The organism is Cytobacillus sp. FSL W8-0315 (genome assembly GCF_038002905.1).
Taxonomy (GTDB): domain Bacteria; phylum Bacillota; class Bacilli; order Bacillales; family Cytobacillaceae; genus Cytobacillus; species Cytobacillus pseudoceanisediminis.
Genome location: NZ_JBBOOC010000001.1, coordinates 4,386,272 through 4,399,951 on the forward strand (window position 1 = coordinate 4,386,272; position 13,680 = coordinate 4,399,951).

14 protein-coding genes are annotated in these 13,680 nt (G+C 40.9%); 6 read left to right on the forward strand and 8 right to left on the reverse strand.

What is annotated here, in order from left to right; translation table 11 throughout:
* Window positions 1-3: 3 nt before the first annotated feature.
* The 3 genes from MKY20_RS22505 to MKY20_RS22515 form a co-directional block, all read right to left on the reverse strand.
* Window positions 4-720: a LutC/YkgG family protein gene (locus MKY20_RS22505; protein ID WP_341003044.1), complete on the reverse strand. Its 717-nt coding sequence runs from the start codon at window positions 718-720 to the stop codon at window positions 4-6.
* Complete coding sequence (locus MKY20_RS22510; protein WP_009331076.1) at window positions 717-2,147, reverse strand: LutB/LldF family L-lactate oxidation iron-sulfur protein; 1,431 nt, start codon at window positions 2,145-2,147, stop codon at window positions 717-719. The genes MKY20_RS22505 and MKY20_RS22510 overlap by 4 nt, the downstream gene beginning before the upstream one ends.
* A gap of 131 nt (window positions 2,148-2,278) precedes the next feature.
* Window positions 2,279-2,995, reverse strand: a complete 717-nt coding sequence (locus MKY20_RS22515) for a (Fe-S)-binding protein (RefSeq protein WP_009331077.1) — start codon at window positions 2,993-2,995, stop codon at window positions 2,279-2,281.
* A 205-nt stretch (window positions 2,996-3,200) separates the two neighbouring features.
* On the opposite strand from MKY20_RS22515, the gene MKY20_RS22520 reads away from it, so the two are divergent.
* Entirely contained in the window at window positions 3,201-4,949 is a 1,749-nt protein-coding gene (locus tag MKY20_RS22520; protein ID WP_009331078.1) for a B12-binding domain-containing radical SAM protein, read from the forward strand.
* A 30-nt stretch (window positions 4,950-4,979) separates the two neighbouring features.
* Here MKY20_RS22520 and MKY20_RS22525 read toward each other — a convergent pair whose 3' ends face one another.
* Entirely contained in the window at window positions 4,980-5,135 is a 156-nt protein-coding gene (locus MKY20_RS22525; RefSeq protein ID WP_009331079.1) for a hypothetical protein, read from the reverse strand.
* Entirely contained in the window at window positions 5,135-5,296 is a 162-nt protein-coding gene (locus MKY20_RS22530; RefSeq protein ID WP_019381612.1) for a hypothetical protein, read from the reverse strand. Before MKY20_RS22530 ends, MKY20_RS22525 begins: the two co-directional genes overlap by 1 nt.
* Before the next feature lie 168 nt (window positions 5,297-5,464).
* Between MKY20_RS22530 and MKY20_RS22535 the strand changes: the two genes are divergently transcribed.
* Complete coding sequence (locus MKY20_RS22535) at window positions 5,465-5,815, forward strand: DUF3905 domain-containing protein (RefSeq protein WP_341003050.1); 351 nt, start codon at window positions 5,465-5,467, stop codon at window positions 5,813-5,815.
* A 72-nt stretch (window positions 5,816-5,887) separates the two neighbouring features.
* Here MKY20_RS22535 and MKY20_RS22540 read toward each other — a convergent pair whose 3' ends face one another.
* Window positions 5,888-7,252, reverse strand: a complete 1,365-nt coding sequence (locus tag MKY20_RS22540; protein ID WP_009331082.1) for a TrkH family potassium uptake protein — start codon at window positions 7,250-7,252, stop codon at window positions 5,888-5,890.
* Between the two features lie 138 nt (window positions 7,253-7,390).
* Here MKY20_RS22540 and MKY20_RS22545 point away from each other — a divergent pair, with 138 nt between their 5' ends.
* From MKY20_RS22545 to MKY20_RS22560, 4 genes are all read left to right on the forward strand, one after another.
* Window positions 7,391-8,509: a CdaR family transcriptional regulator gene (locus tag MKY20_RS22545; protein WP_251174386.1), complete on the forward strand. Its 1,119-nt coding sequence runs from the start codon at window positions 7,391-7,393 to the stop codon at window positions 8,507-8,509.
* Between the two features lie 105 nt (window positions 8,510-8,614).
* Window positions 8,615-10,027 carry a glycolate oxidase subunit GlcD gene (gene glcD / locus MKY20_RS22550; RefSeq protein WP_009331084.1) on the forward strand — a complete coding sequence of 471 codons (1,413 nt, stop codon included), beginning with the start codon at window positions 8,615-8,617 and terminating at the stop codon, window positions 10,025-10,027.
* A complete protein-coding gene (locus MKY20_RS22555) occupies window positions 10,024-11,355 on the forward strand; it encodes a (Fe-S)-binding protein (protein ID WP_009331085.1) in 1,332 nt (443 codons plus the stop codon). The genes glcD and MKY20_RS22555 overlap by 4 nt, the downstream gene beginning before the upstream one ends.
* A gap of 112 nt (window positions 11,356-11,467) precedes the next feature.
* On the forward strand, window positions 11,468-11,668 hold the full coding sequence (locus tag MKY20_RS22560) for an alpha/beta-type small acid-soluble spore protein (RefSeq protein WP_009331086.1): 201 nt from the start codon (window positions 11,468-11,470) through the stop codon (window positions 11,666-11,668).
* Between the two features lie 49 nt (window positions 11,669-11,717).
* Here the strand turns inward: MKY20_RS22560 and MKY20_RS22565 are convergent, their stop codons facing one another.
* Together MKY20_RS22565 and sigI are read right to left on the reverse strand one after the other, a co-directional pair.
* Entirely contained in the window at window positions 11,718-12,872 is a 1,155-nt protein-coding gene (locus MKY20_RS22565) for an anti-sigma factor domain-containing protein (protein WP_341003061.1), read from the reverse strand.
* Entirely contained in the window at window positions 12,869-13,612 is a 744-nt protein-coding gene (gene sigI, locus MKY20_RS22570; protein ID WP_251174387.1) for an RNA polymerase sigma factor SigI, read from the reverse strand. The genes MKY20_RS22565 and sigI overlap by 4 nt, the downstream gene beginning before the upstream one ends.
* Window positions 13,613-13,680 lie beyond the last annotated feature (68 nt).

Below are 13,680 nucleotides of genomic sequence, written 5' to 3' on the forward strand. Positions count from 1 at the left end.
GCATTATAAATCTTCAATAACAATATACGCAGCCTTTACAGGCCCATGTACACCAACAACGAGGTTCATCTCAATATCAGCGGAGTTGCTTGGTCCAGTAATGAAGTTAATGCAGGAAGGTGCCAGCTGCCCTGAGTTTACCCTTTCCCTAATGATCCTTGCAGCCTGTGTCATACGCGGGACCAGGGTGCTCTTCGGAATAAGGATGATAGAAGCAGCAGGGAGAAAGCTGACTGTCCGTCCGTGATCTTTGCTGCTGAACAAGACTGCTGTGCCGGATTCAGCCAGAGTTATCTCACTGACCGTAATTCCGATGTTAGCATGTTCTGCGTAGTCAATATTTCTTCTTTCTTCAGAAAAATCCCACTCATATACTTCCACTTTCTCTTTTGGCCAAATTTCCTTAAATAGCGGTGTAAGTCCAAACTGTCTATAGCGGTCATCCTTCCAGGTCACAACTGGCCCCCCGCCATATTGGGCTACAATTTCCTTGAGCGTTTCAGTCAAATTGTCAGCATTGGTTACAACAAGATCAGTGTGGATTTTCGTACACTGTGTCTTTAATGCTTCAAGAAGCTCATCAGCATCTGCTTCTTTCAAGACTGCATCCTGCGGGTTAAAGCTCCATTTTGGTCTTTCCACTCCAGTAACTTTTTCTCTGCCTAATCTGCCTGCAATTTTACTTAAAAAAGCATCTCTATTCTGAATTGTTCCATTCACTGCTGTCCGCCTCCTTTTGGCCGATTTTTGAACCAATCGCGAAATCTTTCTTTATTAGGAGCTGGAAAATCCCTGATTTCTGTCCAGGCCTTTAATGGGCCTGGTCCCTTTGTAATTTTGTCGCCTGCGGTAAATGGATTCATGGCTGCCGGTGCCAGCTTTGACCCCAGTTTGTAAAGGGACGGTGAAGCTGCTCCCAGTCCAAAAGCCTTCATGGTCATCTTTTCCGATATGGGAGCTCTTCCTTCTTTTTCGACAATTACCTGCCGGTGTTTATGAAGAAGTTCATGAAGAGGGATTTTGACTGGACAGGCTTCCGTGCAGGCTCCGCAAAGTGTTGATGCATAAGGCAATTCCTTATAATCATCATAGCCGCCTAAAAGGGGTGACAGGACCGCTCCAATCGGGCCTGAATAGATGGATCCGTAGGAATGACCGCCAACATGCCTATATACGGGACAAACATTTACACAAGCAGCACAGCGGATACATTGGAGAATGGAGTGAAACTCTCCTCCTAAAATCGAAGAGCGGCCATTGTCCACTATAACCAGGTGGAATTCTTCAGGACCATCGACATCGAGTTCTTCTTTTGGACCTGTCAGAACAGTAATATAGCTCGTAAGCTTTTGTCCAACAGCGCTCCTTGTCAGCATGCTTACAAGCACTTCCATTTCCTCGTAAGTCGGGACCAGCCTTTCCATGCCCATTACCGTAATTTGCGTCTTAGGCAAGGCAGTGACAAGATCTGCATTGCCTTCATTAGTCACTAATGTGATTGAACCGGTTTCAGCAACAGCGAAATTGCAGCCCGTAATGCCAACATCGGCGGTTAAGTATTCGTGGCGCAGCATTTCTCTCGCATGCCACGCAAGTTCTTCCGGCTTTTCTGTGTTCTGATAGTTCAATTTTTCTGCAAAAACATCCCGAATCTGCTCTTTATTCTTATGAAGGGCAGGCGCCACTATATGTGAAGGGGGATCATGGTCGTCTACCTGAAGGATGTATTCCCCCAAATCAGTTTCAATGACCTGGCATCCGGCCTCTTCCAGTGAGGCATTTAAATGAATCTCTTCGGTTACCATCGATTTTGATTTAACTACTTTTCTTGCATTCTTCTTTTCAATTACTTCCCGTATATAGGCAGAGGCTTCTTCAGCAGTTTCAGCAAAATAAACGTGCCCTCCCCTTTTAGCTACATTTTCGCTGAGCTGGTATAAGTAAAAATCAAGATTTTCCAGTACATGCTGGCGAATTTCTTCTGAAAGCGACCGCCATTCTTCCCAATTTCCAAGTTCTGCTGCAGCGTCTAGCCTTCTTGTCTGAAGCCTTTCCTGTGCACCTGAAACTGCCCCTCTCATAAAGGAATTGCTTATTCCGGAATCTACACGATCCTTAAAGTCGTTTGTTCCTATTTTCATAGCCATTTCTATTCCCCCTTAAGCGCAAGCGCCTTACCCGCCAGTGTCACACGAGGCGCCAGGCTGCTTATGCTAGACAATGATCAACGTTCAAATCTGTCTATCCTGCTTTTTAAGAAAGCATGTCCATTAATTGCTTAGCGGCAATTTAACACTTCAGCAATATGCATAACCCTTATTGGCTTTCCCTGCCTACCGATCCTGCCTCCAATATTCATCAGGCACCCCGCGTCAGCTCCAATGAGAATTTCTGCTTCTGTCTCCTCTATATGTCCAACCTTCTCATCTACCATTTGTTCAGATATTTGAGCCATTTTCACAGAGAAAGTACCGCCAAAACCGCAGCATTGCTCCTTGCCGGGAAGCTCTTCGAATTCCAGACCCTTCACATTTTTTAATAATCTCATAGGTGCTTCTCTCACTCCAAGAAGCCTGGTCATATGGCAGGATGTATGAAAGGTGGCCTTTCCTTTTAATTTTGCACCTACATCGTCAACGTTTAGAACTTCAACAATAAATTGAGTAAGTTCGTATGTTTTTTCGGCAAGCTTTTTTGCTCTGGGTTCCCACACAGAGTCACCTTTAAAAACATGAGGATACTCCTGAAACATATAAGCGCAAGATCCAGAAGGGGAAACAACATATTCTGCATGTTCAAATGCTGTGATCATCCTTTTCATAGCTTCCTTTGATTCCTTCACATAGCCGCTGTTGTAGGCAGGCTGGCCGCAGCAGACCTGTGCATCCGGAAAATCTATTTCACATCCCAGGCGTTCTAGCAGTTCAACAGCTGCCTTGCCTGCATTTCCCTGAAACATATCTACCAGACATGTTGCAAAAAGACTTACCTTCATTCATTCCCTCTCCCAGCTAGATATTATATTTTTCTACTATCTTACTATAGTTATAATACAAATTGTTGAATTTTTATAAATATTATAATAATTAGTATAATTTATTTTCCTTATTATATGTCAATGTTTTACTTCCTTTTTTTCATTAAAAAATATGATACAATTATATGATGTTTAAGTAGCTAAAAAGGGAGTTCAAAAATAAATGAAAGTTATCGCCAGTACGCTTAATGCCAAATACATTCATACAAATATAGCGATCCGCTATCTAAAGGCATATGCTCAGCCTGATTTCGATGTGGAATTAGCCGAATATACAATTAAAGATCCGGTAATGAATATCGTTACAGATCTGGTCCGCAAAAAACCTGATGTGATCGGATTCAGCTGCTATATATGGAATATCGAAGAGACCATTAAGGTCATTAAAATGATTAAAAAGATTGACCCCTCCATTCATATTGCAGTCGGAGGACCTGAAGTAACATATGATGTTGCGGATTGGATGAACAATGTAAAAGAATTTGATTACATTGTTATCGGTGAAGGTGAGGAAACGTTCAAACAGCTGCTTACAGAGCTGAATGGCACAATGAATATGGAAAATGTGCATGGTCTTGCTTTCAGGGAAAATGGCCAGGTTCGTATTAATCCTCAGCGGAATAAGCTGGATTTGCGCGAGCTGCCCTCGCCATTCCGCTTTGAAGAAGATATTCCCCACCTTTCTAAACGGGTCACTTATATAGAAACCAGCCGGGGATGCCCATTCAGCTGCCAGTTTTGCCTTTCCTCTATTGAAGTAGGCGTGCGATACTTTGACAGGGAAAAAATTAAGGACGACATCCGATATTTAATGAGGAATGGCGCAAAAACCCTTAAATTTGTGGACCGCACATTCAACATAAGCCGCAGTTATGCCTTGGAGATGTTCCAATTTTTAATTGATGAACATCTGCCTGGTACTGTCTTTCAATTTGAGATCACTGCCGACATCATGAGACCTGAAGTGATTGAATTTCTAAACAAGGAAGCTCCAGCAGGATTATTCCGATTTGAAATTGGTGTGCAATCTACAAACGACTATACAAATGAATTGGTCATGAGGAAGCAGAACTTTAACAAGCTTTGCCGAACAGTCACAATGGTAAAGGATGGAGGGAAAATTGACCAGCATCTTGACTTAATTGCCGGACTTCCTGAGGAAGATTATGATTCATTCAAAAGAACATTCAACGATGTATTTGCAATGCGGCCGGAAGAGCTCCAGCTCGGCTTCTTAAAAATGCTGAGAGGCACCGGGCTTCGCTTGAGAGCAGAAGAACATCAATATATTTATATGGACCATTCTCCATATGAAATACTTGGAAATAATGTTTTGTCCTTTGATGACATCATTCGCATTAAACAGGTTGAAGATGTATTAGAGAAATATTGGAATGATCATAGAATGGATGCGACTGTTGAATATTTAGTTACAAAAGTATTTCCGACTCCATTCGATTTCTTCCAGGAATTCGGCAGTTATTGGGAACAAAAAGGATGGTCCAGAATTGGCCATCAGCTTGAGGATCTTTTCAAACGGCTTTTTGAATTCCTGCAGTCAAAAAACATTGCTGATTTGGAGATAGCAGAAGGCCTTATGAAGCTTGACTATATTTCAAAACAAAAATACAAGCCAAGAAAACCCTGGTGGCAGCCAAGCTTTGAAAAATCCGAGAGATCAAAGCTTTACCAGTCTCTGCTTGAAAATCCAATCCAGCTGGGAGAAGACTTCTTAAGCCTTCAGCTGAATGAAAAAGAAATATACAAACATACCTTAAGTGAAAGATTATCTTTTGATATTGAAAAATATATTAAGGATGGAATAATTGAAAAGAGAGACTCAGTTTTGCTTGCCTATTTCGACTCAAGCTCAGAAAAAGTTTCCATCTTTACTGGCCCTATACATGATTGATAAAACCGGCAGAAATCTGCCGGTTTTTTTTTAGCATTTATCCCGATCTTTCTTATTATCTTTATCACGGTTCATAAATGGCAGCTCATAAAGTTTTCCGGCATTTATATCACCAAACTCCATACCGAATTCAACATTGGCCGAGCCATTTTGCCGTCCTTTTTTTCGTTGTTTATTATGATCCACTAGGCTCTTCCCTCTTCCCCATGCTTGGAGTTGCGGTTAGCCATTTTCATGGGATTTTCTCCCTGGCTGAATTCTGCTGAAAACTCTGATTCCTGAAGGTTCTTCTTAGGCGTCTTGCTGTATTTTTCAACTGCATTATACTCAGCTTTTCGTTTGGCCATCCCAATCTCCCCCTGAAAAAATATTTCATAGTGCTAAATCCATTTTAAGGTTTAACACAGCTTTATTTTTAGTAAAAAACATGGTTTCATTCCTATCTGAGTCTTCCTTATTTTACAATCATAAATTTTACTGCGGTGCAAAAAATAGAGTAAAAAGGAATGAGCGATATGACTAATAAAAAGAATAAAGATAACAAGAGCATTGGCATTGATGAGACACTTCCACATCAAATAGAAGCACCGAGCTTTAAAGACACAGGCATGAAACTTCGGTCGCCTTTCAAGAATTCTTTTGGCGTAACCATTGGGGACAGTTATTATTCTTCTGACAGTTCACCGCTGGAAAACTGGAGCGATGAAACAGATCCTGCAGTGATGGCAGGTGAGGATTGGATTCATCCGACAAATGATATCGGCTGGAATACATCGGAAAACAAAGAACTCCTTGAAAGCAAAAAGCCGCCTCAAGCCTCCCCATTCATGCATCCTACTAAAGATGTCAGCCGCGGTACGGATTAATAAGAAAAGTCTTGCGCAAGGCGATGGGGACAAGAAAAAAAGCAGTCCGGAATAATCTTCCGGTCTGCTTTTTTAGCCAATAATAACGCGCTCTTTAGGATAATGAAAATTCGGCTGTTTTTCTTTGCCGCCTATAATAAATAAGAAGGAAGTTAATCCAATTCTTCCAATAAACATTAAGGCCATTATGATACATTTCCCGATCATTGATAATTCCGGTGTGATTCCTAACGACAGACCCGTGGTACCAAAAGCTGAACAGACCTCGAAAATAATTTCAATAAGCTCCATCTGCTTTTCTGTAATGCTTAGAATAACAACAGAGAAAAAACACATTCCAATAGCAAGCAAAGTGATAGCAAGGGATTTCAGAATATCATCTTCATGAATTTCTCTTTTAAATATTTTTATATCCCGATTTCCTTTGGCAAAGTGATATATAAAGAGGATATTCACAGCAAATGTAGTCGTCCTGATGCCCCCGCCGACAGAACTTGGTGATGCCCCAATGAACATTAAAATACTCATTATAATGAGAGTAGGCATTGTAAACTCATTAACATCCATGGTTGATAACCCGCCGCTCCGGGTGGTAGCGGATTGGAAAAATGCATAAAAGAAGCTTTCATGCCAGTTCATGCCTTTGAAATATTGATTAAACTCCATGATGAGCAAAATAACGGTACCAAACACAAGAAGGGCGGCATATGTAACGGTCGTCAATTTTGCAAATAAGGAAAAGCGAAAAGATGGTTCCTGGTCCCATTTATTCCTAAATAGATATTGCTTTAATTCGATAAGAACAGGAAAACCTATAGCTCCTAAAGTAATCAGAATAATATTGATCAGCTGCACGAAATAATCACCGGCATATGGTTTAAGAGAGGCTCCTGTTATATCCATGCCCCCGTTGGTTGTAGCACTGACAGATGCGAACAGCGCATGCAGGAATGCTTCATCCCATGCAGGATAATATTTAAGAAAATGAAAACCCAATATGAGCGCACCAAGCGTTTCAATCACCAATATAATTTTAATGATTTCTTTTACTAAATTGACTAGGCCGGACAAGGCATACTGATTATGATCGACCATGATGAGGCGACGCCCTCTTAATCCAATCTTACGGCCCAGCAGGAGCCAAAAGAATGTGCCTAGCGCCATGATCCCTATCCCGCCAAACTGAAGGATGAACATGATGACAAAATAACCAAAAACACTGTATGTTTCCGATATATCAACCACTGACAGACCGGTTACACTCACTGCACTGACAGCCGTGAAAACTGTATCAATAAATGCAACCTCCACTCCTGGTTTATGTACAGCCGGTATTCTTAATAAAAGTACCGATACAGATACTGCCAATAAATAATATCCGGATATTACTTGGGCAGGTGTCAGTTTATCCAGCCAATTTCTTACGTCTTTCCACATATCATACCTGTCCCCTTCAAAATTTTTCTAACCCTTATCATAATGAATATACCCGGTTTTTAAAAGGGATATTAGAAAATTCGCAGGAAGTTTTTTATCTATATATAATAAAGTCAAAAAATCAAAGGGAGATATAACATGTTGTTGCCTGACCTGGCTGAAAAAATTATAGCTGAAGTGCGTCAGTTTCTTCAGGAAGATATCATAGTTGCCAATACCTGCGGGGTAATCATTGCAAGTACAGATGCAGGCAGAATAGGCAGTTTTCATGAAGGCGCACTGATTTGCATAAAAAATAAAGAAAAGCTGATTATTACCAGGGAGGATCAGTCTCGCCTTCAAGGTGTAAAAGCCGGCATTAACCTGCCGATCTTTTTTAAAGGAGAAACAGTTGGCGTAATTGGCATAACCGGAAATCCCGATAAAATTTCCCCATTCGCAGAAATCATCCGCAAGCTTACAGAGTTATTTATCAGTGAAAGTTACTTTGCAGAGCAGCTCGATTGGCAGGCTCGTGCACTGGAAGGTTTTATGTTTGACTGGCTGCAGGCAAAAGAATGGGATCCCGCATTCAAAGAACGGGCTCATCTTCTGAAAATTAATCTGGCTGTGGACAGACAGGTTTCTATCGCAGAATTCAGGCAAAATAGCCAATTGCTTCATAGGGATCTTTGGAATAGGATATTATCCTGGAGGGAAGCTGGCCCTCATGATATTCTGATCCGCTGGGGCAATAACCGGATAGTGCTTTTAGCTGGAGCTTCTTCAGCACAAAAAGAGAACCTGATAAGAGAAAAGGTCACTCGCTTTCATCGTTTTCTTGAGAACCTTCTGGCCGCTGAAGTAAGTATGGGCACCGGTAAACCACTGCCTCCCTTCTGCCTGTCCGAATCGTTTATGCAGGCAGAACGTGCTTTAAAAATTGCAAAAGACCGTGGCACCATAATTTTTGACCAGGACTTGACCATTGAAATGATTTTTGATGACCTCTCACCAGAAACTAAAAAGGACTTTGTAGAAAGAACAATTGGGACATTCATGAATGAACAGGATCTTATGGTAACCCTTCAGGAACTTTTCAGGCAAAATCACTCTTTGAAAAATACTGCTGAAGCATTGCATATACATATTAACACCCTTCATTACAGACTCAAGAAAATATCGGATCTATCCGGCCTATACACATCAAATCTGAATGATTTAATGAAATTATTCATTGCGGTAAAACTTTTAGATGAAGGTACAAAAAACAATTAAAATATCCATGAATATTTGTATAGTTAACCATAGCAGGGCATTCCCTGCTTTTTTTATACTTAAAGAAATAGATATTGACAGCTTCCATTAAAGGAGAGGATCCATTTGGTTGACGTACAAATAAAAGAAGAATTAATAGCCGTTGTCGGCGCAGAAAATTATGATGACTCAAAAGCAGGGCGCCTCGTCTATTCATATGACGCTACTCCAAATTTCCAATCGATGCCCGACGCAGTGATCAGTCCGCGAAATACACAGGAAGTATCAAGTATCCTCAAGATTTGCAGCAGCTCAGGAATTCCAATCGTACCAAGGGGATCGGGCACCAATTTATGTGCAGGCACCTGTCCTACAGAAGGCGGAATTGTACTCCTGTTTAAGCATATGAATAAAGTGATTGAAATCGATGAAGAAAATCTTACGGTTACAGTACAGCCCGGTGTCATCACGCTTGACATGATTAACCAGGTTGAAGCAAGAGGGCTTTTTTATCCTCCAGATCCAAGTTCGATGAAAATAAGCACAATCGGAGGAAACATCAATGAAAATTCCGGCGGACTGCGTGGATTGAAATATGGAGTTACAAGGGACTATGTAATGGGGCTGGAAGCTGTACTTGCGGGCGGAGACATTATTAGAACGGGCGGCAAGCTTGCGAAGGACGTGGCAGGATATGATTTTACCAGACTGCTGGTTGGATCTGAAGGAACTTTGGGGATCGTTACGGAAGCAACATTAAAATTAATCCCGCTTCCTGAGTCAAAAAAGACAATGCTTGCTTTATATCAGGATCTTGAACAAGCTGCAAAATCAGTCTCAAAAATCATCGCTGACAAAATCATACCCGCCACCCTTGAGTTTTTAGATCAGCCTACATTAAAGGCAGTTGAGGATTTTGCCCAAATTGGATTGCCAACCGATGTCCAAGCAGTACTTCTTATTGAACAGGATGGTCCGATTGAGGTGGTGGAAAAAGATATGCAGAATATGGCTGAAATCTGCAAGAAACAAGGGGCTGTATCTGTACAGCTCGCAAATTCCGAAATGGAAGCAGAAGCCTTGCGGACTGCAAGGCGTGCCGCATTATCGGCCCTTGCACGCCTTAAGCCCACAACCATTCTTGAAGATGCTACAGTGCCAAGATCTGAAATTGCCAACATGGTAAAAGCAATAAATGAAATTTCCAAAAAATACGGACTTTCCATCTGTACATTTGGCCATGCCGGTGATGGAAATCTGCATCCGACCTGCCCTGCAGATGCCCGGGATAAAGATGAAATGAAACGGGTTGAAAACGCTTTTGAAGAGATTTTTATCAAGGCGATTGAACTTGGAGGGACTATAACAGGCGAACATGGAGTGGGGGTCATGAAAGCTCCCTATCTTGAACTGAAACTTGGCCAGGCTGGCATTGATGCAATGAAAGCTGTTAAGACTGCTTTAGACCCCAATAACATTCTTAATCCCGGCAAAATTTTTGCCAAGGATGACAGAAAACGAGTGGTGGTTGCCCAATGACAACATTAAAAGAACAAATAATCATTCAGGAAGAATTTAAGAACCGAATGAATGAAGATGAACTCCTGAATTGCATGCGCTGTGGCTTTTGCCTCCCTTCCTGCCCCACCTATGTCGAGTCAGGCTTTAAAGAAACACACTCTCCAAGGGGAAGGATCGCGTTAATGAAAGCTGTTGCTGACGGATTAATTGAACCGGATGAAGACGTAGAGAGATCTCTTGATCTTTGCCTGGGCTGCCGGGCATGCGAGCCTGTATGTCCTTCAGGAGTAAAATATGGGCACTTGCTGGAAGAAGCAAGAGATATTATAAATCAGAATAAGAAACATTCGCTTCCGGTCAAAGCGGTTCGCAGTTTGGTCTTTAATGGGCTGTTCCCCCACCAGAACAGAATGAGGGCAGCTGCCGGGCTATTGGGCTTTTATCAGCGTTCAGGTCTCCAATCGGCCGCCAGAAAAACAGGAATGCTGAATTGGCTTCCAAAAAACCTCACGGCCATGGAAAAGGTACTGCCTCAAGTGCCAAAATTAAAAGAAATGAAAAATAGGCCATCATATCTCTCAGCAGATAAACCTATAAAAAAAGCCGCTTTTTTTACTGGGTGCTTAATGGATACGATGTTCCTGGAAACCAATAATGCGACAATAAAACTTCTGCAGCTTGCAGGATGTGAAATCCATATTCCTCAAAATCAAGCCTGCTGCGGTGCTCTTCATGGCCATAGCGGTGAAAAACAGGCGGCTAAAAACTTGGCAAAGCGGAACATAGAGGCTTTTGAGAAGCTGGACGCAGACTATATCATTACAAATGCAGGAGGATGTGGAGCATTCCTTATTGACTACGGCCATCTTCTTAAAGATGACCGGGAATGGCATGAAAGAGCTGTAAAGTTTTCGCAAAAGCTCAAAGATATCAGCGAAATTCTATACGAACTAGAATTCCACAAAAAAGTTAATCTTGAGCTGCCAGGGCAGATCCTAACTTATCAGGATTCCTGTCATTTGCGCAATGTCATGAAAACCTCAGCAGCCCCGCGCACTCTTCTGAATTCAATTAAAGGCATCGAATTCAGGGAAATGAAGGATGCAGACAGATGCTGCGGTTCTGCCGGTATTTATAATATTGTTGAATCTGACATGTCAATGCAAATACTTGATCATAAAATGAGTCAGGCCAAGTCGGCAGATGCAGCAGTAATTGTGACCTCTAATCCGGGCTGTCTTCTGCAGATGAAGCTGGGGATAGAACGTGAAGGTTTATCCGGAAACGTAAAGGCCGTTCATATCGCAGATATTCTTCTGGAAGCTGCTGTTCATAAAGAAACATAAAGAAACTGCTTATGCCGAAATATTACCACTTATGAAACTCCCTTTTTAATTCATACTAAAAATACAGAGGGAAGATAAACTCTGTAAGACCAATAAAAAGGAGTTGAATACAATGGCAAGAAGCAGCAATAAGCTTTTAGTTCCTGGGATTGAACAATACATGGACCAGGTAAAATATGAAATTGCCCAGGAATTTGGTGTTCAATTAGGCTCTGATACTGTATCCCGGGCTAACGGATCTGTGGGCGGAGAAATTACTAAGCGACTAGTACAGCAAGCACAGGCACAAATGTCCGGCCAAAATAATCAATAACAACTTCATATAAATGGAAAAAGTCCGGAGCCATCTCCGGACTTTATTCTTACTTATTCCCTCTGTCATTATGCTTCCCTTGATTGTTTCCGCTGGCATTATTTCGATTGTTCCTGTCTTTCTGATTCTTATCAGGACCATTACCGCCTCTGTTTTTCCCATTATCTTTTTCTTTGGGATTTCTCTCGGGGTTTTTTCTGTTTTCATTAGCTTTATTATTTTTTTTTTCGCTTGGACGATTTTGATGTTTTTGGGCTTTTACGTTATTTTCTTGATTTATCTTTTCTTTATTATCATGATTATCATGCCTTTTTCCAGGATTATTTCCATTGTTTTTACCGCTGTTATTCTGCTGGTTCCCAGATTTCTTTATTTGCCCTGGAACAGCAGGTTTTTCTTTATGATCTTCTATTTTCTCCTGCTTTTTTAATTGGATTTGCGTATTTTCTGCCGGCTTTTGTGGAGCAGGAATTTCTTTATCTGTCTGTTTAACAGGATTTGCAGGTTCAGGCATTTCTATCTTGTCAGCGTCAGCTTTTAATTTATTTTCTTTATATAATCCAGGTGAGAGCCCTTTTTCAATAGCAGCTTCTCTTTCCTCTTCACTTGCTTCCAGTAAAGTTACTTCAAGCTGCTCTTTTTGTGCAGCTTGTTTTATATCTGCCAGCTCCTCCTGAATACGCTTATCCGCTTCTTTACTCTGTTCTGTATAAACGGCAGCAATGACTACTTCTTTATTTTCTTTAAAATAGCCCTGTTTCTTTATCTGAAGAAGAATTTTGTCAGCTACATCATGAATGCTGTTTTTTTCCCATTTCTTGATGTTTTGTATAATTAGTTTTCCTTCCTCATTATAAGGAACGAGCTTTACTACCTGATATTTTTGATTGACCCCTAGTTCAATACTCGGATTAACGTCGATTGACATATATGCATACACTTCGTCATTTTGCAGGAACGGCAGAAATGAAACGATAGCGAGCATTAGTGCAAAAGCTGCTGCCATTAATCCTTTTCCTTTAAATAGATTAAAAATAGTTAAAGGCGACGACTTTTTTCCGTTTTTCAGTTCTATTGGGAAGAATTCAATTTCCTGGCCAAGTGTATATGCCCCATCTTGTTTTCGGGCCCGCAGAAATTCACCTTCCGGGGTTAATAGTGTTAAAAAACGTTCGTTTATTTCCATGATAATTCCTGTTTTCACGTTTCCAACACCCCTTTTATATAATCCTTTAGAAAGATATAATCGCCAGTTAATATCAGTGATATGGCAATTATATATTTCCTATTTCTCTCTATTGTTTTTCTGCTTAAGGATACATAGCTCTCAAGCTGCTTTATCGGCAGCTTTTTTTTATCATAAAGTATGTTTTTGAGTTCATCATTTTCAACCAGAATCTTGGCTACTGTCATCGCATTTTTTCGTGCATCAGCATGTTTTGGAGACTGTTCGATCAAATCGCTGAAGGTAAGATCGAATTCCTGCAGAACCTGTGTAAACTGGAGAATTTCTTCTTTTCTCAGTTCTTCATCCGTTTTTTTTCTGAAGTCTTCAATGGACAATTCGTCTTCAATCGCAGAACCCGTATCATCATCTTCCAGATTAGAGCCTCCATTAAAACTAAGATTCTGAAATTTGGATTGCTTACGGATATAATCAATAACCCGTCTTTTAATCAGCACTTCCGAAAAACTGATCAATGAACTCCCTTTATCAGGACTATACTTTTGAATGGCTTCATTAAAAGCGATGAGACCAATGCTGAATTCATCATCTGATTCATGTATGTATCTCTTGCAGACTGATGATACTGTTTTAGCAATAAACGGCTTATATGACTCTATTAGCTCATTATTTAATGCTGTATCTCCCTGCTGTATTAACTCTACCGTTTCTTCGAGCGTTCTTTTACGCTTCTTTGCCAAAAACAATAAACTTAGCAATTGCCCCACCTCTTTTCAAAACACATTATATCATACGGTGTCCAGATTATTTTTTTTAGGGTGGTTTG